The organism is Gammaproteobacteria bacterium, assembly GCA_013003425.1.
GTDB lineage: Bacteria > Pseudomonadota > Gammaproteobacteria > Steroidobacterales > JABDKV01 > JABDJB01.
In genome coordinates this window covers 12,876-36,970 of sequence record JABDJB010000016.1, presented here as the reverse complement: position 1 = coordinate 36,970, position 24,095 = coordinate 12,876, and the positions used below count along the sequence as shown (strand labels likewise).

The 24,095-nt window shown below is 59.8% G+C and carries 20 protein-coding genes; 16 read left to right on the top strand and 4 right to left on the bottom strand.

Annotated features, from left to right (window positions below):
* The first annotated feature begins 108 nt into the window (after positions 1-108).
* From HKN06_02850 to HKN06_02775, 16 genes are all read left to right on the top strand, one after another.
* Positions 109-2,508, top strand: coding sequence for a protein kinase (locus tag HKN06_02850; GenBank protein NNF60251.1), 2,400 nt, complete (start codon positions 109-111; stop codon positions 2,506-2,508).
* Positions 2,495-3,601 carry a PilT/PilU family type 4a pilus ATPase gene (locus tag HKN06_02845; GenBank protein NNF60250.1) on the top strand — a complete coding sequence of 369 codons (1,107 nt, stop codon included), beginning with the start codon at positions 2,495-2,497 and terminating at the stop codon, positions 3,599-3,601. Before HKN06_02850 ends, HKN06_02845 begins: the two co-directional genes overlap by 14 nt.
* Positions 3,601-4,668 carry a type IV pilus twitching motility protein PilT gene (locus tag HKN06_02840; protein ID NNF60249.1) on the top strand — a complete coding sequence of 356 codons (1,068 nt, stop codon included), beginning with the start codon at positions 3,601-3,603 and terminating at the stop codon, positions 4,666-4,668. The genes HKN06_02845 and HKN06_02840 overlap by 1 nt, the downstream gene beginning before the upstream one ends.
* 70 nt (positions 4,669-4,738) lie before the next feature.
* On the top strand, positions 4,739-6,745 hold the full coding sequence (metG, locus tag HKN06_02835; GenBank protein NNF60248.1) for a methionine--tRNA ligase: 2,007 nt from the start codon (positions 4,739-4,741) through the stop codon (positions 6,743-6,745).
* Positions 6,742-7,323, top strand: coding sequence for an electron transport complex subunit RsxA (rsxA, locus tag HKN06_02830; protein ID NNF60247.1), 582 nt, complete (start codon positions 6,742-6,744; stop codon positions 7,321-7,323). Before metG ends, rsxA begins: the two co-directional genes overlap by 4 nt.
* 1 nt (position 7,324) lies before the next feature.
* A complete protein-coding gene (gene rsxB / locus HKN06_02825) occupies positions 7,325-7,888 on the top strand; it encodes an electron transport complex subunit RsxB (GenBank protein NNF60246.1) in 564 nt (187 codons plus the stop codon).
* On the top strand, positions 7,885-9,501 hold the full coding sequence (gene rsxC, locus HKN06_02820; protein ID NNF60245.1) for an electron transport complex subunit RsxC: 1,617 nt from the start codon (positions 7,885-7,887) through the stop codon (positions 9,499-9,501). Before rsxB ends, rsxC begins: the two co-directional genes overlap by 4 nt.
* Positions 9,498-10,529 carry an RnfABCDGE type electron transport complex subunit D gene (locus HKN06_02815; protein ID NNF60244.1) on the top strand — a complete coding sequence of 344 codons (1,032 nt, stop codon included), beginning with the start codon at positions 9,498-9,500 and terminating at the stop codon, positions 10,527-10,529. The genes rsxC and HKN06_02815 overlap by 4 nt, the downstream gene beginning before the upstream one ends.
* On the top strand, positions 10,522-11,148 hold the full coding sequence (gene rsxG, locus HKN06_02810) for an electron transport complex subunit RsxG (protein NNF60243.1): 627 nt from the start codon (positions 10,522-10,524) through the stop codon (positions 11,146-11,148). Before HKN06_02815 ends, rsxG begins: the two co-directional genes overlap by 8 nt.
* Positions 11,148-11,822 (top strand): electron transport complex subunit E, encoded by a 675-nt coding sequence (locus HKN06_02805; GenBank protein ID NNF60242.1) that lies wholly within the window; start codon positions 11,148-11,150, stop codon positions 11,820-11,822. Before rsxG ends, HKN06_02805 begins: the two co-directional genes overlap by 1 nt.
* Complete coding sequence (gene nth / locus HKN06_02800; protein ID NNF60241.1) at positions 11,819-12,454, top strand: endonuclease III; 636 nt, start codon at positions 11,819-11,821, stop codon at positions 12,452-12,454. Before HKN06_02805 ends, nth begins: the two co-directional genes overlap by 4 nt.
* A gap of 25 nt (positions 12,455-12,479) precedes the next feature.
* Positions 12,480-12,899 carry a DUF1841 family protein gene (locus HKN06_02795; protein ID NNF60240.1) on the top strand — a complete coding sequence of 140 codons (420 nt, stop codon included), beginning with the start codon at positions 12,480-12,482 and terminating at the stop codon, positions 12,897-12,899.
* 48 nt (positions 12,900-12,947) lie between these two features.
* A complete protein-coding gene (locus tag HKN06_02790) occupies positions 12,948-13,814 on the top strand; it encodes a DUF692 domain-containing protein (protein NNF60239.1) in 867 nt (288 codons plus the stop codon).
* Positions 13,804-14,571, top strand: coding sequence for a DUF2063 domain-containing protein (locus HKN06_02785; protein ID NNF60238.1), 768 nt, complete (start codon positions 13,804-13,806; stop codon positions 14,569-14,571). Before HKN06_02790 ends, HKN06_02785 begins: the two co-directional genes overlap by 11 nt.
* A gap of 39 nt (positions 14,572-14,610) precedes the next feature.
* Positions 14,611-15,216, top strand: coding sequence for a DoxX family protein (locus tag HKN06_02780; protein ID NNF60237.1), 606 nt, complete (start codon positions 14,611-14,613; stop codon positions 15,214-15,216).
* A gap of 51 nt (positions 15,217-15,267) precedes the next feature.
* Positions 15,268-16,779, top strand: coding sequence for an FMN-binding glutamate synthase family protein (locus HKN06_02775; protein ID NNF60236.1), 1,512 nt, complete (start codon positions 15,268-15,270; stop codon positions 16,777-16,779).
* Between the two features lie 81 nt (positions 16,780-16,860).
* Here the strand turns inward: HKN06_02775 and HKN06_02770 are convergent, their stop codons facing one another.
* Genes HKN06_02770 through aceE form a run of 4 tightly spaced genes read right to left on the bottom strand, consistent with a single transcriptional unit; the run spans position 16,861 to position 24,077 of the window.
* Entirely contained in the window at positions 16,861-18,063 is a 1,203-nt protein-coding gene (locus HKN06_02770) for a hypothetical protein (protein ID NNF60235.1), read from the bottom strand.
* Entirely contained in the window at positions 18,064-19,821 is a 1,758-nt protein-coding gene (gene lpdA / locus HKN06_02765) for a dihydrolipoyl dehydrogenase (GenBank protein ID NNF60234.1), read from the bottom strand.
* A complete protein-coding gene (aceF, locus tag HKN06_02760; protein NNF60233.1) occupies positions 19,818-21,407 on the bottom strand; it encodes a dihydrolipoyllysine-residue acetyltransferase in 1,590 nt (529 codons plus the stop codon). Before aceF ends, lpdA begins: the two co-directional genes overlap by 4 nt.
* Positions 21,408-21,416: 9 nt before the next feature.
* Positions 21,417-24,077 carry a pyruvate dehydrogenase (acetyl-transferring), homodimeric type gene (gene aceE, locus HKN06_02755; protein NNF60232.1) on the bottom strand — a complete coding sequence of 887 codons (2,661 nt, stop codon included), beginning with the start codon at positions 24,075-24,077 and terminating at the stop codon, positions 21,417-21,419.
* Positions 24,078-24,095: the final 18 nt, after the last annotated feature.

The following is a 24,095-nucleotide window of genomic DNA, read 5'->3' as shown; positions in this document are numbered from 1 at the left end:
CTTAGCGATACCATGTAGAATACCGATCGCTGCAAACAGGACTCAGCGATCCGGCACCGCGGCGACCGCGCCGCCAGGCGAACAGCAAATGGAGATTCAGGGACCGCGATGAAGTTCCTTCGCAGCATCAAGGCCGAGAAACTTGTCGATCAGCTGGTTGCCGTACGGCGTCATGGCGACGAGTCGGCTGACGTCAAGGCGATCTCTGACAAGATCGTTGGCCTCGGCCCGGCTGCGGTCAGTCATGTCGTCGAGGCGCTCAGCACGGCCGACAAAGAACAGACTATTACCTTCATCGACATACTCGCGCAGTTGCTCAATGAGAAAACACTGCCCGAATATATCGAGGCGCTGAAGAGCGACAGCCAGCGCGTGGTCTCCGGTGTCGCCTGGGCCCTGACCAGTCGCACTACCTACGATCCCAATCGTCTGCTCGACCTGCTCGACGACGAAGACATCCCTGGCTCCACGCTTATCCAGGTGCTTAGCGCGCACAAGGACAAGGTGGATGCCCGCCGGCTGCTGATCGCCGCTTACGACCTCGCGCCAAACAAAAAAGAAGCCTGCATGAAGCTGGTCGGTGAAATGGCCAACGACACCATGGTGCCGGAACTTATCGACCGGCTGACTGGCAAGGATGCCATGGTGCGAGTTCACATTATTCATATCCTGTCGCGCTTTCGTCGCGGCGACGTGCAACAGGCATTACAGAAGCAGCTGACCGATCGCAGCAAGCTGGTACGCCAGGCGGCCTTGTCTGCGCTGTCAAAAATGGCCGAGGGCCTGGATATTTCCTTACTCGGCAAGCTGCTGGAAGATCCGGAAATCGAGGTGCAGAACAAGGCGGTCGATGTGATGATCCGGGTCAACCATCCGGATACCGTCAAGCATTTGCTCGGCGCGCTGCAGAGCGAGAACGAGTATTCACGGCGCTCGGCCGTCGAGGTCCTGAACGAAGTCGGCGATAGTAACGCCATCAAGACGCTGCTCGATGCGCTGAAGGACAGCGACTGGTGGGTGCGCTCGCGTGCGACCGACGCGCTGGCAAAGATCGGCGGTCCCAAAGTTGTCGATTCAGTGCTGCAGCTCATAAAGGACAAAGACGAGTCTATCCGGCGCGCCGCAATAGAGATTCTCAACGCCACAAAAGATGAGCGCGCCGTAAAATTCCTGATCGAGGCAACTCGTGACGATGACTGGTGGGTACGCGAACGCGCCGCCGACGCGCTGGCGGAAATCGGTGACAAGCGAGCGCTGCCGGCAATAATCGGCATGCTCAGCGGCGAAGCCAAGTCAGTGCCCAGTGCGTTGCGCGCGATAGCCGTACTCGCCGATCAGCAGGCGCTGACCAATATTGCCCCGCTGCTGGGCCGGCCGGAGGCGGAGGTTCGAATTGAAGCCCTGCGCGCGATGGCAAAGATTACTGACGACGTGAATGCCGAATCAGTAATGGAGCGCATTCATGCCCTCACGGCCGACGCCGACCAGAACGTGGCTCACGCCGCTGAACGTGCCCGCGAGGATCTTGACGCCCGCTTCTCCGCTACCGCTGTTGCAGAGAATCTGAAGGCCGCGCAAATGGTCGAGCCGGCGCACACGATGTTCATCAACGCCAATGAGGCTATCGAAGCGGCAAAATCTGCGCCGATGATCGACCTGAACGCGTTGAATCCCGGCGACATCATCGAAAACCGCTACCAGTTCATCCAGCAGATCGGTAAAGGCGCATTCGGCACCGTAATCCTGGTCGAAGACACGGTGGTAGCGGAGCGACTGGTGCTGAAGTTCCTCAACAAGGCTATTGCCGACGATGAGGAGATGCTGCAGCGTTTCGTCCACGAACTGCGCTTCTCGCGCAAGATCACGCACCAAAATGTGATCCGCATCTACGATTTTGTTCACCTGTCCGGCTTATATGCCATCTCCATGGAGTACTTTCCGTCGCATGCCCTCAGTGCCGAGATGGCGCCGCGCAAGCCGCTGGACATCCCCCGCGCACTGATGATCACCGCCGACATCGCCAACGGCATGTCGGCCGCCCACCAGGTGGGAATTGTGCACCGTGACCTGAAACCGGCGAATGTTCTGGTCAACGACGAGCGTGTTGTCAAAGTGGTGGATTTTGGCGTTGCCGCCGCGCATGGCGGTGGTGACAGTGGCCTGACCAAGACCGGTTACGTTATCGGCTCGCCCAAGTACATGGCACCGGAGCAGATCCTCGGCAAAAAAATCGACCAGCGCGCCGATATCTACAGCCTCGGCGTGATCCTCTACGAATTGCTCACCGGCAAGCCGCCTTATACCGAGGGCGATCACATGGCTGTGATGTACCAGCATGTCCAGGGCAATGCCAAACCGATCGGCGAGGCGAACCCGAAACTGCCCGACGACGTTGTTGCGCTGGCAGGCAGGATCATGTCTGTCGACAAGATGGAGCGGCCCGCCAGCATGGACGAAGTTCGTGAGGGGCTGGAATCGTTGCTGGAGGTATACAGTGGCCAGAATTGATTCGTTTCTCAAACTGGGCCTGGCACAGGGATGTTCAGACGTGCATCTGGCGGTCGGCGTGCCACCGATGCTGCGGATGAGCGGCGACCTGATGCCGATCAAGTTCCGCGACCTCTCGGGAACCGAGCTGGAGAGCTACGTCAACGAGATCCTCACGCAGAATCAGCAGAACAGGTTTGGCGGCGGCAACGACCTCGATTTTTCCTATGTGACCGAGGACGGCGCGAGATTCCGCGTCAACCTTTACCGCAAGGCAACCGGCGTGGGGGCAACCTTTCGTTACATCCCGACGGAAATCCCGAATCTGGAAAAGCTCGGCTTGCCACCCGTCATCAGGGACCTGACCGAGTATCACCAGGGCATGATCCTGGTCACCGGGGCAACCGGTACCGGTAAATCTACTACGCTCGCGTCGATGCTCGATTACATCAATACCAGCAAGGCGATGAATATCATCAGCCTGGAAGACCCGATTGAATTCGTGCATCCGAGCAAGAAATCACAGGTTGTGCAACGCGAACTTGGCACACACCTGGAAAGCTTTGCTGACGGGCTGCGTGCGGCGCTGCGTGAAGATCCGGACGTCATCCTGGTCGGCGAAATGCGTGATGCCGAGACCATATCGATGGCAATGACGGCAGCCGAAACCGGTCACCTGGTGCTCGGCACACTGCATACGACTGGCGCAGTAAAAAGTATCGACCGCATCATCGATGCGTTACCCAGCGACCTGCGCGAGCAAACCAAGAGCTTCCTGTCGACCAACCTGAATGCCGTGATCTCGCAGGTACTGTGCAAGACGGCCGACATGCGTGGCCGCAAGGCAGTACTTGAGATCATGGTAATGACACGCGCAATCGGCAAGCTTATATCGACCGAGCAGACCCACCAGATACCGTCCCAGCTGCAAACCGGTCGCCACCTGGGCATGCAACAGCTCGACCAGGCCCTGCTCGATGCCGTACAGCGCAAAGAGATCGATCCAAACGATGCCTATTCGTACGCCAGCGACAAGCAGCCGTTTCGTCGCTTTGTCACGGACGAGGACCTGGCCGGTGGACCCGGTGCCGACAAGGGCACGGTGGCCGGCTGATGGCGACAATCAGCGATCTGCTGACCATGACGCTGGAGCGGGAAGCTTCCGACCTGCACTACATGGCTGGCGACCCGCCGCGCATACGGCAATACGGCGAACTGCAGCCGCTGACCGAGCATCGGCTGGATGCAGAAAAAGTGCGTCAGTCGCTCGATACCATCATGACGCCAAAGGCACGCAAGGAACTTGAGGAACACGAAGGCGCGGATTTTGCCTACGAGCTACCCGGAAAGGGTCGTTTTCGCGTAAACGTGCTGCGTCACCTCAACGGCCTTGGCGCAGTGTTCCGGGCAATACCCGAAACCGCGCTGACGCTCGACGAGCTCAAGATGCCACGCGTTGCCCGCGACCTGTGCAAGCACCCGCAGGGGCTGATCCTTGTGACCGGCAAGACCGGGTCGGGCAAATCCACCACGCTGGCCGCAATGATCGACCACATCAATACGACGAAAAAGGGCCATATCGTTACCATCGAGGACCCGATCGAGTTCACCCACGACCGCAAACAGTGCCTGATCAGCCAGCGTGAAGTGGGCGTCCACACACCGAGTTTTGCCGCCGCGCTGCATTCGGCGTTACGCGAAGACCCCGATGTAATCCTGGTGGGCGAAATGCGCGACCTGGAAACCATGAGCATCGCGGTAACGGCAGCCGAAACCGGCATACTTGTGATGGGTACGCTGCACACGAATGGCGCGCCGCCGACAATCGACCGCATCGTCAACACCTTTCCGTCCGACAAGCAGGCCCATATACGATCGATGATCTCCACATCACTGCGTGGCGTTATTTCGCAGCAGCTGATCCGCAAGAAAGATGGCGGCGGACGTATTGCCGCGCTGGAAATCCTGGTCAACAACTCGGCGGTCGCCAACCTGATACGGCAGGGCAAACTCGACCAGCTCGAAACGACTATGCAGGCCGGTGCCCAGTCCGGTATGCAGACCATGGACTCGGCGCTGAAACGGCTGGTACAGCAACGCATGATCACCGGCGAAGCTGCCTACGAGAAAGCCTTCAACAAGCAGAATTTCAAGGACTACGCGCCGCCCGGCGCAGCCTGAGCTACAGCGGCATAAACCTGCGCGGCATGGCATAATCGCTGCGCCGCATCATGCGGTGCTGGTGTCATTTATGAGCGAAAACCGCCGCATCCTGGTCACGACGGCCCTGCCCTATGCCAATGGCTCCTTACACCTGGGGCATATGGTCGAACACATCCAGTGCGATATCTGGGTGCGTTTTCAGCGACTGCGCGGCCACCAGTGCATATTTGTCTGCGCAGACGACGCGCACGGCACCCCGATCATGCTCGCAGCGCGCGATGAGGGCATTACGCCGGAACAGCTGATCGCCCGATTTTTTGCAGAACACCAGCGCGACTTCGACGACTTCGGCATCAGCTTCGACAACTACCACACCACCCACTCCGATGAAAATCGCGAGTTGATGGAGAATATTTTTCGCACGCTGGACCAGAATGGGCACATTGACCGGCGCACCATCGTCCAGGCATACGATGAAAAAGAAGGCATGTTTTTGCCGGATCGTTACGTGCGCGGCACCTGCCCCAACTGCGATACTCCCGATCAGTTTGGCGACAGCTGCGAATCGTGTGGCGCCACTTACAGCCCGGCAGAACTGAAAGATGCCGTGTCAGTTATTTCCGGTACTGCCCCGGTCGAACGCGAATCCGAACACCTGTTTTTTCGCCTCGCGGACTTTTCCCCGATGCTGCGCCAGTGGGTTGGTACGCTGCACGACAGCGTCGCGCGCAAGCTGGAGGAATGGTTCGATGCCGGCCTGCAGGACTGGGACATTTCGCGCGATGCGCCCTACTTCGGCTTTGCCGTTCCCGGACTGCCCGATCACTATTTCTACGTCTGGCTCGATGCCCCGGTCGGCTATATGGCCAGCTTCAAAAATCTCTGCGACCGCACTCCGGAGCTGGAATTCGATGACTTCTGGGCGCCTGGAAGCGACACCGAGGTTTATCACTTCATCGGTAAGGACATCGTCTACTTCCATTGCCTGTTCTGGCCGGCCGTACTGCGCGGTGCAGGGTTTCGTATTCCGTCCTCTGTTTATGTGCATGGTTTTCTCACCGTAAACGGACAAAAGATGTCCAAGCGCCGCCGGACGTTCATAACGGCACGACAGTATCTCGACAACCTCTCACCGGAGTACCTGCGCTACTACTACGCAGCCAAGCTCGGGTCAGGGGTCGACGATATAGACCTCAACCTCGAGGACTTTGTGCAGCGCGTAAACTCCGACGTCGTCGGCAAGCTGGTAAACATCGCCAGTCGCTGTGCCGGCTTTATCAGCAGGAAATTCGACGGCCGACTGGCCGAACAATTGCCAGCGCCCGAGCTGTTCGAGCAATTTGCAGCAGCTGGTGACGAAATTGCAGCTCTTTACGAAGCGCGCGAGTATTCAAGGGCGATGCGTCGCATCATGACGCTGGCCGACGTGGCCAATCGTTACATTGACGAGCACAAGCCCTGGCAGGCCATAAAGGATCAAACGCGGCAGCAGGAAGTACACGCTGTCTGCACGCAGGGGATGAATCTTTATCGCACGCTGATTGTCTATTTGAAGCCGGTGTTGCCAGACATTGCTGCCGCCAGCGAGGAGTTGTTTGCCAGCGCCCCGTTGACCTGGGCCGATGCCGGTACCCCGTTGCTTGATGCCCCGGTCAACAAGTTCAAGCCGATCATCAGGCGCATGGATCTCGAGCAGGTAGAAAAAATGCTGTCGACCGAAACTGACGACGTGCCTGCAGCGAAATCCGCGCCGGTGGAAAAACAGGACGGCGATATCAGTATCGACCAGTTCCTGGAAGTCGACCTGCGCGTTGCAAAGATCGTCAGCGCCGAGCTGGTTGACGGTGCCGACAAGCTGTTGCGGCTGCAGCTGGATATTGGTGACGGGCAACGCACGGTTTTTGCCGGCATCCGCACAGCCTATGAGCCACACCAGCTGGAGGGCCGCCTGACCGTGGTCGTGGCCAATCTCAAGCCACGCAAGATGCGTTTTGGTACGTCCGAGGGCATGGTGCTGGCTGCCGGCCCGGGTGACAGCGAGATATTCCTGGTCAGCCCGGACAGCGGCGCCACGCCCGGCATGCGGGTGCGATGAACGACTTACTGCTGATTCTGGTCGGTGCAGTGCTGGTGAATAACCTGGTGCTGACCCGTTTTCTTGGTCTTTGCCCGGTATTTGGTACATCTGCCAAGCTGGAAACCGCGATAGGCATGTCACTTGCCACGACTTTCGTTTTGACGCTTGCGGCAGCGCTCGCCTTTCTGGTCGAGCGATACGTGCTTCTGCCGCTCGACCTGGACTACCTGCGAATAATCACTTTCATACTTGTTATCGCGGCGGTGGCGAAACTCACCGAGCTTATGGTGCTGAAGGTCGATCCTTTGCTGCACCAGCTGCTGGGAATTTTTCTGCCGCTGGTGGCCAGCAACTGTGCAATCCTGGGTATCGTGCTGCTAAACGCACAGGAGTCGCACAGTTTCCTGCATTCGGTGTTCTACGGGTTTGGCGCGGGCGCCGGGTTTTCGCTTGTGCTGGTCCTGTTCGCCGCGATCAGGGAACGGGTAGCCGTGGCCGATGTACCTCGTCCGTTCCGTGGCGCCGCCATAGCCATGATCACGGCAGGGATAATGTCACTCGCTTTTATGGGATTCACCGGGCTGATCAGTACCTGAGATGACCGCTGCAATGCTCTTTCTGGTTGGCATCGCGATGCTGATCGGCCTCGCTCTGATGCTCGTGACGCGCGTGCTGCGCCCGCAGGGCAGCCCGGTAACTGATGCAATAGACCAGTTGCTGCCACAAACGCAATGCGGCCAGTGCGGCTACCCGGGCTGTCGCCCGTATGCCGAGGCAGTCTTTCGTGGCGATGCCAAAATCAACCGCTGCCCGCCTGGCGGCGAGATCACCATACGCGAACTGGCAAAACTTCTCGGTCGAGCACCGCTGCCGCTTGACCCGCAATTTGGCAGCACTAAACCCCGGGAAATTGCGCTGATTGATGAGTCCGCCTGTATCGGCTGCAAAAAGTGCATTCTGGCCTGTCCGGTCGATGCCATTATCGGCGCACGAAAAATGATGCACACGGTCATCGCCCAGGAGTGTACCGGCTGCACCCTGTGCGTCCCTGTCTGTCCCGTAGATTGCATTGCCATGGAACCTGCCGTGAGCGGGCTGCGCGCATGGAAACGGCCACGACCGCGACGTGAACCCGAGGCGCGGCTCGATCAGCTGTCATGAACCAGGATCAGGCGAAAGCTAACCTGCTGGACCTCGACGAGGCCCCCGTCGGAGACGTGCTGACGCCAACGCGCAGGCCGTCGGGTTTTTACGGCGGACTGTATCTGCCGACTGACAAACACGAGCTCGCCGGACAACCGTTGGAGACCGCGCCACCACCGCCACACGTGGTGCTACCACTCACACAGCATGCCGGCTTACCGGCGATCCCCTGCGTCAAGCCCGGCCAGCGCGTGCTGCGTGGCCAGCAGATTGCCGTTGCCGATGGCTTTATCAGTGCCAACATTCATGCCACTACATCCGGCACGGTAATCGCCATTGATGAGCAGCCCGTGCCGCATCCGTCCGGACTCAGCGCACCGTGTATTACGATCGAGGCGGATGGCAAAGATGAATGGTGTGAGCTACATCCGGTAGTCGGCGACTACCACACCGAAGATCCCGTGCGGGTCAGGCAACGGGTCCGCGAGGCCGGCATAGTCGGACTCGGTGGCGCCGTTTTCCCGACGTCCACCAAGCTGACAGCACGCGCCGATATCAACGTCCACACGCTGATCCTTAACGGTGCTGAATGCGACCCGCAAATCAGTTGCGATGAAGCGCTGATGCGTCGCTACGCCACCGACATCATTGCCGGAGCCCGGATAGTGCTGCATATCCTGCAGGTCAACCGCTGCATTATCGGCATCGAGGAGGACAAACCGGAAAGCGAAGCTGCCCTGCGTCTGGCGGTAGAGGAATTCGATGATGATCGCTTCGAGGTGGTCCGGGTGCCGGCTATCTACCCGGAAGGATCGGAAAGACAGCTGATCCAGGCGCTCAGCGGTCGCGAAGTGCCCAGCCGCGGTCTGCCGCTCGATATCGGCTTCGTCTGCCTCAATGTCGCTACCGCCGCGGCAATAAACACTGCCGTCACCACTGGCCGGCCGTTGACTGAGCGCATCGTATCGGTGTGCGGCGATGCGATCGCCCGCCCCGCAAACATTATTGCCCGGCTCGGAACCCCGGTCAGCAGCCTTGTCGAGCTGTGCGGCGGTTATACCAGCGATGTGGATCGCCTGGTCGTTGGCGGCGCCATGATGGGTTTCGCAGTGGGCGATGACAATATCCCGGTCGTCAAGGCTTGTAACTCGATCCTGGCCATGACGGCTGACCAGGGACGCTCGTCAAAAGACATACGACCATGCATCCGCTGCGGTGAGTGCGCACGGGTTTGCCCGTCCCGGCTGCTGCCGCAGCAGCTGTACTGGCACGCCGGTTCACACGATCTGGAAAAACTTGAGCGCTATAACATATTCGACTGCATCGAATGCGGTTGCTGCGACTATGTCTGTCCGAGCAATATTCGGCTGGCACAGCATTTCCGTTTTGCCAAAGCCGAAATTGCCGTGCAGGATGCCGACCGCGAGCGGGCCGCCCTGGCGCGACAACGCTATGAGGATCGCAACCGGCGCCTGGCAGATGCTGCGCAGGACAGGGCCGCGCGTATTGCCGCGAAGAAACGCAAGGCCGCAGCCGCAGCTGATATACACAAGCGCCGCAAGGTAATTACCGATGTCATGACACGGGTCAGGCAGAAAGAGGCGCGGCGCGACCGTACCGAGACGCAATGAAATTCCAGGTCGAGCCGGCTCCGCACATCATCTCCGCGCGCCCCGTGCCGCAGGTGATGCGCGAAGTGCTCTATGCGCTGATACCCGCGGTGGTTGTCTACACCTGGTACTTTGGCGCCGGTCTTATCGTTAACGTGGCCATTGCGTGTGCCGTTGCGCTCGCCAGTGAAGCTGCCATATTGCGGCTGCGCCGGCGCGACGTTCGCCTGTATCTGTCTGACTACAGCGCGGTAGTTACCGCTGCTCTATTGGCGTTCGCGCTGCCGTCGCTGACACCCTGGTACGTTACGGTGACCGGCACCCTGTTTGCCATTGTGTTTGCCAAACATCTGTACGGCGGCCTCGGCTTTAATCCCTTCAATCCCGCGATGGCCGGCTATGTTCTGCTGTTGATAGCTTTTCCGACGGAGATGGCAGATCTGTGGATTGCGCCACGCGGTGCTGGCGACGGACTCAGTGTCGGTCAGACACTGGCGGCGATATTCGCGTCAACGCCCCCGGCTGCCGGCTGGGATGCGATCACTTCGGCAACACCGCTCGACCAGGTGCAGAGCGACCTGAGCCGCGCGATGACGATGAGCGAAATAAACGCCAATCCCACCATGCATGGATCAATCGTCGGTGCCTGGCTGTGGATCAATCTTGCCGTTGCTGCGGGCGGTATCTATATGCTGGCGCGCGGCATTATCCGCTGGCATATTCCGCTCGCTGTTATCGCCGGACTGGCGTTGATGGCGACGCTTTTCTACCTTGCTGATGCGGACCGCAATCCGTCTCCGCTGTTTCACCTGACTACTGGCGCAACAATGCTGGGCGCTTTTTTTATCGCGACTGACCCGGTCTCGGCAGCCACCAGCCTGCGCGGCCGGCTGATCTACGGTTTTGGTATCGGCGTGATTGCTTACATCATCCGCACCTGGGCGGCATACCCCGACGGCATTGCCTTTGCCGTGTTGATCATGAACGTGGCCGTACCTGCGATTGACTATTTCACGATACCGAAACCGTATGGAGCGCGCGATGACTAAAGGCGCCAGCTGGCCGGGTCTGGTAGCGCTGCTGATACTGGCAGCGATAGTCGCAGCGGCAGCAGCGCTGACCTGGCAACAGACTGCGGCGGAAATAGCACTCAATGAGCGTAACTACCGGCTGCGTGTTCTGCACGAAATTGTGCCGGCGGAGCGCTACGACAACTCGCTGTTCGATGACACCACGCAGGCGCTGGACCCCGAGTTGCTGGGCAGTGAAGAGCCAGTGACGGTTTACCGCGCACGCAGCAATGGCATGCCGGTCGCATTAATCATGCGCGTGGTGGCACCACAAGGTTACAGTGGCGCCATCCAGCTACTGGTCGGCATAAACCACGACGGCACGGTTGCCGGCGTGCGGGCGGTCGAACACCGTGAGACGCCGGGACTGGGCGATCAGATCGACACCCGGCGCTCCAACTGGATTCTGACCTTCGACGGAAAGGCGTTAGGCAATCCGCCGGTGCAGGAATGGGCAGTAAAGAGCGATGGCGGTAAATTCGACCAGTTTACCGGCGCAACCATCACGCCGCGTGCGGTGGTCAGGGCGGTACGCGACGCACTACTATACTTCCAGGCCAATCGCGAGCAGCTGTTCGCAGAGACTCCCTCAACATGATGACAAAACCGCTAACAGACATCATCCGGGACGGGCTGTGGCGCAACAATTCCGGTCAGGTACAGATGCTGGGCCTGTGCCCGCTGCTGGCAGTAACCACCACCACTGTCAACGCTATCGGCCTGGGTGTCGCCACAATGGCCGTATTGCTGCTGTCAAACGTCTTTGCCTCGCTTGCGCGACCGGTGCTAAGGCCTGAAACCCGTATTGCACTGTTTGTCCTGGTCATCGCCGGCCTGGTAACCCTGGTCGACCTTTTCATGCACGCCAGGTTTTTCGAACTGCATCGCGAGCTGGGTATTTTTGTGCCGCTCATTGTCAGCAACTGCGCAATACTGGCGCGGGCCGAAGTCTTCGCCTCGCGCACCGACCCGTTGCGTGCCGCGCTGGACGGCCTGATGACGGGAGCCGGATTCATGCTGGTGCTGGTGGTGACCGGGACGGTGCGGGAGATGGTGGGCCGGGGTTCCATCCTGGCGGACGCGCACATGCTGTTTGGCGAGACATGGCGCAGCGCAGCCATCCAGTTGTTCGACAGCGGATTTATCATCGCCGCATTGCCGCCAGGCGCTTTTATCATCGTTGGTCTGCTGATTGCACTGCGCAATGTGCTGGCGGGGCGAGAGATCGCAGCCGCCCTGCCGGTCGCCGAGACGCAAGCGACAGCAGAGTGAACCGCGACAAGCGCACAGAAATTTTCTCGCGGCTGCGCGCTGCCGATCCACACCCGACCACCGAACTGGTTTACAGCAACCCGTTCGAACTCCTGGTGTCAGTAATCCTGTCAGCACAGGCCACCGATGTCAGCGTGAACAAGGCGACAGAAAAGCTGTTTGCCGTTGCCAATACCCCGCAGAAAATCCTGGACCTCGGTGTTGCCGGACTCACCCCCTATATCCGCACCATCGGTTTGTACAACAGCAAAGCGAAAAACATCATCGCCACCTGCCGGATACTTCTGGAGCAGCATGATGGCCAGGTGCCGGAGGATCGCGCTGCTCTCGAGGCGTTGCCGGGAGTGGGCCGCAAGACTGCCAACGTGGTCCTGAACACCGCGTTCGGCCACCCGACGATAGCGGTCGATACCCATATCTTCCGGGTGTCTAACCGTACCGGCATTGCACCGGGAAAGACGCCACTGGAGGTGGAAAAGCGGCTGCTCCGGCTGGTACCGGAGCAGTTTCGCCAGCATTGCCACCACTGGCTGATCCTGCATGGCCGCTATGTCTGCAAAGCGCGCAAGCCGGACTGCCCGGATTGTGCAATAGCCGATTTGTGCGAGTATCGCCGCAAGACGCCCGCCTGAGTCTGCAATCCGGCATACTGCCGCCATGCTGTATGGCGATCGCAACGACATGCGCCAGGTATTTGTCGACACGTACCGGAAGACGCAGGCAGGCATGCCCCTTGCGCCGATGGAGCAGGTGATTGCTGCGGTTATTGCTGAACATCCCGAGTATCACAAGCTGCTGGGCGCTGGCGACATTGACCGGGACTATACGGTCGAACAGGGCCAGACCAATCCGTTCCTGCACATGGCCATGCACATAAGCATTCGCGAGCAGCTCAGCGTGGATCGCCCGGCCGGCATCAGCGCCGCCTGGCAGCGGCTGAGCCTGCGTGAGGGGGATGCGCACCAGGCCGAGCATCGGATGCTCGATTGCCTGGCGGAAATGCTGATCGAGGCGCAACGCAGCGGCTCGATGCCGGACGAACAGGCCTATCTGCGGGCGGTACAGCAGTTGTTGTAATAGAATCGCGCTACGGCCGGTCTGCTACCCCAGCCGTCTGGAGACACGATGACTGACACAGACTACCCGGTCCATGGCGCAGGAATCGGACTGCGCCGCACCATGCTCACGCCGCTACGCGAGAACCCTCCGGACCAGGTGGATTTTCTCGAAGTCGCGCCGGAAAACTGGATCGGTGTCGGCGGCTCCCTCGGACGGAAGTTTCGCTATTTCACCGAGCGCTTTCCCTTTGTCAGTCATGGGCTGTCCCTGTCACTGGGCGGGCCGTCACCGCTGGACGAAGAGTTCCTGCTGCGGCTGAAGGGCTTTCTCGACGATCACGGGATTCGCGCCTACACCGAGCACCTCAGTTACTGCACGGATGACGGGCACCTGTATGACCTGATGCCGATCCCGTTTACCACGGAGGCCGTCTCCTACGTTGCTGACCGTATCAGGCGTACCCAGGATATTCTCGATCGGCAAATCGCGATCGAAAACGTCTCCTACTACGCCGCGCCAGGCAAGGAAATCGAGGAAATCGAGTTTATCAATGCAATACTGCAGGAGGCGGATTGCAAACTGCTGCTGGATGTCAACAACATCTACGTCAACAGCATCAATCATGGTTACGATGCGGAGGAGTTCCTGCGCGCCATGCCCGCAGATCGCATCATGTACCTGCACGTCGCCGGGCATTTCGTCGAAGCCGAGGACCTGCGCGTCGACACTCACGGGTCAGACGTATGCGACCCGGTCTGGTCGCTGCTGGCCGCCGCCTACGATGAATTCGGCGTGATACCCACCCTGCTGGAGCGCGATTTCAACATTCCACCGCTGCCTGAGTTGATGCAGGAAGTCGACATCATTCGCGACCTGCAGGAAAAACAGCGCGTGAAAGAAACCACGCCGGAAGCAACTATCGATGTCGGATAAACCACAGTTTCAGCAGCTGCAATACGAATTTGCCGCCCACATCCGTGACCCGCAGGGCAACCCGGCGCCAGCGGGTATCGAGGACCGGCGGCTGGCGATTTATCGCGAGCTGTTCTACAACAATGTCCAGAGCCTGCTTGCGGGTACCTTCCCGATCCTGCGCAAGGTCCTCAGTGACAGCCATTGGCACCGGTTGCTCCGCAAGTATTTTGCGAAACATCAATCACATACGCCGCTTTTCCTGGAAATGCCTCAGGAGTTTATTACTTACCTGCAGGAAGAGCATGAGCTGGCCGATGACGAGCCGGCCTTCATGCTGGAGCTGGCGCATTACGAATGGTCCGAGCTTGCCGTTGCGATTCTGGAAGTGGAACCGGACATGGAAGCCGTCGACCCGCGTGGCGACCTGATCGAGGGCGTTCCGGTAATTTCACCAACCAGCTGGTCGCTGGCTTATACCTACCCGGTACACCGCATCAGCCCGGATTTCATGCCCGACGAGCCCGGCGAGGACGCAACTTTCCTGGTGGTCTACCGCGACCAGGGTGACAAGATTGGTTTTCTCGAAATCAATGCTGTCACTGCGCGCCTGATCGAGCTCATCGAACGCCAGGAAGCACGCACCGGGTGCGAGCTGCTCAGCCAGATCGCCGGTGAAATTGGTCATGAGGATGCCACCGCTATTATCGATGCAGGTCGCGACATCCTCGAGCGCCTGCACCGGCACGACGTCATCCTGGGCACCGTGAAGTCCTGAATTTTCAGCTGGGAGAGCACTATGGGTATTGCCGCAGGCATGCACCGTCTGAACGACACCGTGGTTGACTGGCTCAACAGGTTTGACTGGCTGGGTCCGCTGGCGCTGCGACTGTACCTTGCACCGGTGTTCTGGGTTGCCGGCATGAACAAGGTCGGTGGCTTCGAAAATGTCGTCAACTGGTTTGGTAACGATGACTGGGGCCTGGGCCTGCCATTCCCGGGGCTGATGGCTTTCCTCGCTACCGCCACCGAAGTGGCCGGCGGGGTGCTGCTGTTACTGGGCCTGGCGACCCGCTGGATAAGTATCCCGCTTATCGCCACGATGATCGTCGCTATGGGGACAGTCCACCTGGAAAACGGCTGGCAGGCCGTGCATGACGCACAGAGCCCTTATGCCAGCAAGTACACATTCGGGATCGAGGCGGATGATGCCGGCGAAGCATCGAAGCGACTGGACCGGGCCAAAGATATCCTGCGGGACAACGCCAACTACGAGTGGCTTACCGAAAAAGGCAGTTTCGTGGTGTCAAACAGTGGCGTCGAGTGGGCCGTTACCTACCTCGTAATGTTGCTGGCACTGCTGTTCACGGGTGCCGGCAGAATCAGCCTCGACCACCTGCTGTCGCGCAGCCGGCGCGAATAAAACCAGCGTTGCTGACGCACCAGAGCTGGCAAACGACAAGGAGAGCATTTGATGGAGCCGATGGGATTTGTGTTCCGGACACTACAAATTATGGCCGGACTGTTTATTCTGGTTGTCGGCGTGGCATTGCTGGCGATCATCGTGATGTATGTGATCGACCGGACGCAGAAAAAGCACGCAATCCGGCGCAACTTTCCGGTCATCGGCAGGTTCCGTTACTGGTTCGAACACCTCGGCGAATTTTTCCGCCAGTATTTCTTTGCCCTCGATCGCGAGGAAATGCCGTTCAATCGCGCGGAGCGCTCATGGGTCTACCGTGCCGCCAAGAACGTGGACAACACCGTTGCGTTTGGCTCAACCCGCGACATGAAGCCGCTCGGGTCTATCATGTTCGTCAACTGTCCCTACCCAACGCTGGACAAGGATGCCGCCAGCCCGGCCAGCATGGTGATCGGCGCGAACTGCAAACACCCTTACGACGCTCCGTCCTTTTTTAATATTTCAGCCATGAGCTACGGTGCCTTGTCCACGCCAGCCGTGCGCGCCCTGTCGCACGGCGCAAACAAAGCCGGCATCTGGCTTAACACCGGCGAGGGCGGCCTGGCTCCTGTGCACCTGGAATCCGGCTGCGATGTCGTGTTCCAGATCGGCACGGCCAAGTACGGGGTACGCGATGCAGACGGCAACCTGTCTGATGACAAGCTGCGCGAGGCCGCTGCCCATGAGCAGGTCAGGATGATCGAACTCAAGCTGAGCCAGGGCGCGAAACCGGGCAAAGGCGGAATACTGCCCGGCGAGAAAGTTAATAAGACGATCGCCGCCATCCGCGGCATACCGGTTGGCGAGGACTCGATCAGTCCGAATCGCCATGTTGAAATTGACAGCACTGCAGACCTGCTCGACATGATTGCCCGAATCCGCCGCGTCACCGGAAAACCGGTCGGCTTCAAGGCAGTGATCGGCGCTTATGGCTGGCTCGAGGAGATGTGCGAGGAAATTCACCTGCGCGGCCGCGACTCGGCACCCGACTTTATTACCGTCGATAGCGCGGACGGCGGCACCGGTGCGGCACCGATGAGCCTGATTGATTTCATGGGCCTGCCGATACGCGAGAGCCTGCCGATGGTGGTGGACATCATCAACCGTTACGAACTCAACGATCGCATCCCTGTCATCGCCAGCGGCAAGCTGGTCACGCCCGCGCAGGTTGCCTGGGCCCTTTGCGCGGGTGCGGACTTTGTTGTTTCTGCTCGCGGTTTCATGTTTGCGCTGGGTTGCATCCAGGCTATGCAGTGCAACAAGAACACCTGCCCGACCGGCATCACGACGCATGACAAGCGGCTGCAGGCCGGGCTGGATTCGCAGGACAAGGCAGTGCGGGTCGGCCAGTACGCTAAAAACATGATTCACGAGGTAGGAGTCATAGCGCATTCCTGCGGCGTTTCAGAACCGCGCCAGCTGCGGCGCATGCACTGCCGCATCGTTGGCGAAGACGGCAAGTCCGTACCGCTCAACGAGCTCTATCCGGATGTGATGCCGTCGAACCAGGTCAGCGCGGCCTGAGCCGGGACAGCCAGCAAAAACAGTCGCGGCTGGTCACTCACACACCCGGCGCGATTCTGGTGTTCGCGGCTGAAGCCGCTCCTACCGACCAAACAGGAATGTCAGCGGGTCTGCCAGGCGGGCACGCCAGGAGGCCTCATTGTGGTCAGCCTGCGGGTACTCCCGAATCACGAAATCGACATCCTCTGTCTTGCCCTGCGCGAGCAACCACTCCCGGACGGCCTGGTGGGTCTCGCCGTATTGTGCATCCAGCCCGTGGCCGCCGTAGTCGAACCAGTAGCGTGCGCCATCAGGCACGGTCGCACCGGCGGCGATATCACGCAGGATATAGGGCATTCGATCGGAGTTTTTCTTGTCGGCATTGGCAAAGAACTGCGCATAGACATGCTCGGAAATCGGAAAGTGCGTCGACATACAACCACACGCGCCAAAAACTTCCGGATGATGGGTCACAAGATAATACGAAATCAGCCCACCCAGTGACGCGCCCATTGTGGCCGTGCTGGCAGCATCGGTCAGGGTGCGAAATTGCCGGTCTACACGTGGCTTCAGTTCTTCGATGAGAAAGCGTGCGTACTCCGGTGCATCATGCCAGGGAGAGTATTCCATGCCACGATCCGCGCTGCTCCAGATACCAACGACGATAGGTGGATCAATTTGCCCTTCGCGCGCCAGCCGCACGATTGTCTCGTCGACACCCCAGTCAACGCCAGTGCTGGCGCGTCGCGGATCGAAAAGATTCTGACCATCGTGTGCGTACAGCACCGGATAACGTTTGCTGTCGCTGTCGTCATAACCGGGTGGCAACCAGATTTCCACGTGCCGCAGCGGATCCAGAAATACTGACTCGATGTTGGGCCAGAATTCCATTCGCCCCTTGATCCCTGCTGCCCGCCAGTCGTCAAAATAGGTCAGCGGATCGGGCTTGAACCGGGTAATCCGGTGAGTGACCTCCTTGTGAGCATCTGCCAGGACAGAGAAATTTGCCGGGACATGCCCGTCAGCGTTTAGCGCCTCGCGATCCCAGCTGCCCAATGTGAACTTGTACTCGAAGGTTTGACCGCGGGCCACCCTGATAATGGTAGTCCGTATTTCGCCGTCACCGCTCATGAGCTGGCCATCGGGCCGCCACGGCCCCAGCTGTGGCAGGTTGCCGGTCATAAACACAGCGCCACTGTCCGGGGGTACTTCGGTGACAAGCCTGATGTCACAGCAGTCGTCAGAGCTTCCGATCTCGCAACCGAACAGTCCGGCCAGCAGGACCACAAGCATCAGATGCCGCATCTATTTCTTCTTCTTTTTTTTCTTCGGCGCGTAGAGATCGATAATCGTACCCTCGAACATCTCTGCCGCCATCATTACCGTCTCGGACAGGGTTGGATGTGGATGGATGGTCAAGCCCAGGTCTTCTGCATCACAACCCATCTCGATTGCCAGCGCACACTCGGAGATCAGGTCACCGGCATGCGGGCCGACGATACCTGCCCCGATGATTTGTCCGGTGTCCTCGTCGAACAGCAGCTTGGTGCTGCCCTCATCGCGACCCATGCCAAGAGAGCGCCCGCTGGCCGCCCACGGGAATACGCCCTTGCCGTAGTCAATGCCGGCTGCTTTTGCCTCGTTTTCGGTTATCCCCACCCAGGCTATTTCCGGGTCGGTATACGCAACCGAGGGGATGACCCGTGCATCGAACGCCACCTTGTGCCCGGCGGCGACTTCTGCAGCGACACGTCCCTGGTGGGTACCTTTATGAGCAAGCATCGGCTGGCCGACGATGTCACCAACCGCGAATATGTGAGACACGTTGGTACGCATCTGCCTGTCGACACTGATAAACCCGCGATCGTCGACAACGACTCCAGCGTTTTCGGCGTCCAGCAACGCGCCATTGGGTTTGCGGCCAATGGCCACCAGGACCCTGTCATAGGTTGCCTCGGCCGGGGCGTCTTTGCCCTCGAACGTGACCGTAATTCCTTTCTTGCCAGCCTTCATGCCGGTCACGCTGGTACCGAGATAGATATCCTGGTACTGCTTTGCAATGCGTTTACGCAGCGGGCGCACCAGGTCCTGATCACATTCAGGAATCAGCTTGTCGGTCAGCTCGACCACAGTAATTTTCGTGCCGAGCGCCGAGTACACCGTGGCCATTTCCAGGCCGATAATTCCCCCACCGATGACCAGCATCGATTCCGGCAATCCCTCGAGCTCGAGCGCACTGGTCGAGTCGAGTATGCGCTCATCGTCAGGCTGAAACGGCAGCCGGGCCGGTTCCGAGCCCGCAGCAATCACGCACTGCTCGAACTGCAGTACGCGGGTACCATCCGGCCCCGTTATTTCCAGGTGGTGCGGTGAAAGAAACCGCGCCTCTCCCTGGATGACATCAACTTTCCGCTGTTTCGCCAGCCCAGCCAGGCCACCGGTCAGCTTTTTGACAACCTGGTCTTTCCAGCCACGAAGCTTTTCATGGTCGATTTCAGGCGGCCCGAAAGTTATCCCCTGCCCGGCCATATGCGCGGCGTCTTCAATAACTTTCGCCGCATGCAGATAGGCTTTGGACGGGATGCAGCCGACATTAAGACATACTCCGCCCAGCGTCGGCCAGCGATCGACCAACGTGACCTGCAGACCTGAATCCGCAGCGCGAAAGGCTGCGGCATAACCGCCAACGCCGGCCCCAAGGGCAACAAGCTGCGTGGTCAGATCAACTTTTCCGGTGTAACCACCCGCCACCGGCGCCGCCTCCTGCGTGACATCCTGCGCGACATCCTGCATAGCTGCAGCCGGCGTATCTGTTGCAGTCTCTGATGGCTGCAGCAGGCATACCAGAGTTCCCTCAGAAGCCTTGTCGCCCACGGCCAGGCTGACTTCGCCGACTGTGCCGGATTGCGGCGCGGGAATATCCATCGCCGCTTTGTCGGTCTCCAGCGTGATCAGTGGATCTTCCGCCGCAACCGTGTCGCCCGCGCTGACGTGCACCTCAATGACATCGACGTTGGTGAAATCACCAATGTCCGGGACCCGGATCGATATACCCGCGCTCATTTGAGACTGTCAGGTATCAGTGACGCCGGGTCGGCCAGCACCTGGCCGAGAAACGTCGTGAATCGAACCGCTGCAGCACCATCAATGACACGATGGTCATAGCTCAGCGACAGCGGGACCATGAGCCGTGGCTGAAACTCGCCGTCCAGCCAGACCGGCTGCATGGCTGCCCGCGATATGCCCAGGATGGCTACTTCCGGCGCATTGATGATTGGCGTGAACGCGGTTCCGCCAATACCGCCCAGACTGGAAATAGTGAAACAGCCACCGCGCATCGCCTCACCCGGCAGCTTGCCGTCACGCGCCTGGCCAGCCAGCTCACCGAGTTCGATGGCAATCTGCAACAGGTCTTTCTGGTCTGCATCGCGAATGACCGGCACGACCAGTCCGTTCGGCGTGTCGGCAGCAAAGCCGATGTGACAATACTTTTTCAGCACCAGGTTGTCGCCGGCATGATCGAGCGACGCATTAAAACCGGGGAACTCCTGCAATGCAGCAGCACAGGCCTTGACGAAAAACGCCAGCGGCGTGAGCCTGGCGCCCTGCTCGGCCGCTTTTGGCTTGAGCTTTTTGCGGTTTTGCTCGAGCTCGGTGATATCGGCCAGGTCATGCTGTGTGACATGCGGCAGGTTGACCCAGCTGGCGTGCAGCCGCGGCCCGGAAATCTTCTGTATACGGCTGAGTTTCTTTACTTCGACTTCGCCGAATTTGGCAAAGTCCACCTTTGGCACTTCCGGCAGTGCTGCCACCGCAGCTGGCATTGAACCGGTCATCACCGCCTTGACGAAGGCGGTCACATCGTCGCGTGTTACCCGGCCCTTGCGCCCGCTACCGCTGACCCGCCCCAGGTCGACACCCAGGTCACGGGCGAAACGACGTACCGAAGGGCCGGCGTGAGCAGTGGCAAAGGAAGATTCGTCGATTTGCGGCAGACCGCCGACCGGAGCTTTTGGTGCGGGCTGCTGCGCAATCGTGACAGCCTCGGAAGCGTCTACCGCGGGCTGCATTTTCGCAGCCGGTTTCTCATTACTCGCGGCCGCCGTACTCGTTCCGGCCACCGCACTGAGCATTGCTATGCGATCGCCCTGCGACACCTTGTCGCCGACTTTCACCAGCATCTCCACGATCTCGCCGGCATACGGCGATGGCACGTCCATTGCCGCCTTGTCCGTTTCGAGCGTGATCAGGGATTCCTCCGCTGCTACCGCCTGCCCTGCTGTGACGTGCACCTCGATGACGTCGACACCTTCAAAATCGCCGATATCCGGCACCTCGACGACGCGGTTGTCCGTTGCGGCTTGCGCTGCAGCCGGCGCCGGGGAGGCCTGCACATCACCCGTCTCCGCTTCGTCGACCTCGGCCATCGCGATGAGGTCATTCCTGGACACACGGTCGCCGACATTCACCCGCACAACGCCGATTTTTCCGGCGAACGGTGCCGGCACGTCCATCGTTGCCTTGTCGGTCTCAAGCGTAATGAGTGGATCTTCTGCAGCAACGGTATCGCCCGCTTTCACCAACACCTCGATGACCTCGACGTTGGCGAAATCGCCCAGATCCGGAACGCGAATTTCTTTTGTCGCCACGCGCGCCCCCTACAGCCCGACCGGATTGGGCCGGTCCGGGTCGATACCGTAGCGGTGAATGGCCTTTTTCACCGAGTCGTACTCGATGCTGCCGGCGTCGGCCAGCGACTTGAGTGCCGTGACTATGATGCTGTTGCGGTCAACCTCGAAGTGACGACGCAATGCTTCACGCCCGTCGCTGCGACCATAACCGTCGGTACCCAGCGTGACGTATGCACCCGGCACCCACGGACGAACCTGATCGGACACAATTTTCATGTAGTCGGTTGCCGCTATGAATGGTCCCTCGACCCCGTCGAGCTGTGTTTCGATCCAGCAGCGACGCGGCGGCTCTCCCGGGTGCAGCCGGTTCCAGCGCTCGGCTGATAATCCCTCGCGGCGCAGCCGGTTGAAACTGGTAATACTCCAGACGTCCGCCGGAACATCGAAGTGCGCCTCGAGCAACTCTGCAGCCGCCAGTGTTTCGCGCAGGATGGTCCCGGCGCCGAACAGCTGCACGCGTATCCGCCCTTTACCGCCGGTGCGCAACTTATACATGCCCCGCAGGATGCCCTCCTCGGCCCCCTGCGGCATCGCCGGGTGAGTGTAATTCTCGTTCATGCACGTGATGTAGTAGTAAACATTCTCCTGCTGCTCGAACATCCGCAGCAGGCCATCACGCACGATGACCGCCAGCTCGTAGGCATAAGCCGGGTCGTACGCTACGCAATTGGGAATAGTCGAGGCCGCAAGCAGGCTGTGGCCGTCCTGGTGCTGCAATCCTTCACCGGCCAGCGTGGTACGCCCGGCAGTTGCGCCGATCAGGAAACCGCGTGCCTGCATGTCGCCGGCGGCCCAGGCAAAGTCGCCGATGCGCTGGAAACCGAACATGGAGTAGAAAAGATAGATCGGGATCATCGCTTCGCCGTGGTTGGCGTACGAAGTCGCCGCGGCGATCCAGGAACAGAAGGCGCCGGCCTCGTTGATACCTTCCTGCAAAATCTGGCCCTTCTTGTCCTCACGGTAGTACATCAGCTGGTCGGCATCCTGTGGCGTATAGAGCTGCCCCTTGGATGAATAGATACCGATCTGGCGGAACAGGCCCTCCATACCAAACGTGCGCGCCTCATCCGGCACGATGGGTACGAGGTGCTTGCCGATTTCCTTGTCACGCAGCAGCGTGGTCAGCATGCGAACCAGCGCCATGGTGGTTGAAATTTCGCGCGTTCCGCTGCCCTTTATCTGGGTTTCGAAGGCGTCGAGCTGCGGCGCTTTTATTACCGGCGAGCTGGTGATGCGGATCGGCAGCGGGCCGCTCAACGCGGCGCGTCGCTCGGCGAGGTATTGCGCCTCGATGCTGTCTTCGGGCAGACGGCAAAACGGCACGTTTTCCAGCTGGTCGTCCGGTACCGGGATATCGAAGCGATCGCGGAAATTGCGTATCGCGTCCAGGTCCATTTTTTTCGCCTGGTGCGCCGTCATCAGGCCCTCGCCGGCCTTGCCCATGCCAAAGCCCTTGACGGTCTTGGCCAGGATTACTGTCGGCCCTTCGGTATTTTTTACCGCCGCCTCGTAGGCAGAATAGACTTTCTGCCGGTCGTGCCCGCCGCGGTTGAGGCGCCAGATTTCTTCATCGCTCATGTTGGCGACCATTTCGGCAAGCTCGGGATACTTGCCGAAAAAGTGCTCACGCACATAGGCCCCGTTGTTGGACTTGAAGGCCTGGTACTCGCCGTCGACCGCCTCCTCCATGCGCCGCTGCAGCAGGCCATGAGTGTCGCTCTTTAACAACGGGTCCCAGCGTGAACCCCACAGCACCTTCAGTACGTTCCAGCCGGCCCCGCGAAATATTGCCTCGAGCTCCTGCACGATCTTGCCGTTGCCGCGCACCGGGCCGTCGAGCCGCTGCAAATTGCAGTTGATCACGAACACCAGGTTGTTCAGGTTTTCGCGTACCGGCACATCGATTGCGCCCATCGATTCGGGCTCGTCCATCTCCCCGTCGCCGAGAAAACACCAGACCCGACGGTCGGTTGGCTCGATCAGGCCACGATGCTCCATGTAGCGGGTGAAGCGCGCCTGCATGATGGCCATCATCGGACCCAGGCCCATCGAAACGGTGGGGAACTGCCAGTAATCAGGCATCAGCCAGGGATGCGGGTAGGACGACAGTCCGCCGCCGCCTACCTCCCGACGGAAGCCACGCAACTGCTCTTCATCCAGCCGCCCCTCGAGAAACGACCGGGCATAGATACCTGGCGAAGAATGACCCTGGATAAAGAGCATGTCGCCGCGATGATCGCCCTGTGCGCCACGCCAAAAATGGTTGAAGCCCACTTCGTACAGCGTTGCCGCCGAGGCATACGTCGCGATGTGGCCGCCGTATTCCGAGCTTTCGCGGTTTGCCTGCAGCACCATCGCCATGGCGTTCCAGCGCAGGTAGGCCGCAATGCGCTTCTCCAGCGCCTCGTTGCCCGGATAGGCCGGCTGTTGCGCGGCGGGAATAGTATTGAGATAGGCGGTGTTGGCGCCGTAGGGCATATCTGCCCCGCCGCGCCGCATGTGGTTCATGACCTGGTCGACCAGGTATCTGGCCCGTTCCGGACCCTGCGTCCGCATGACCGACTCGATCGACTCGATCCACTCACCGGTCTCGAGCGGATCGGCATCGTGGCTGAAGTCCGATGACATATTTTTCCCTGTTAGTGC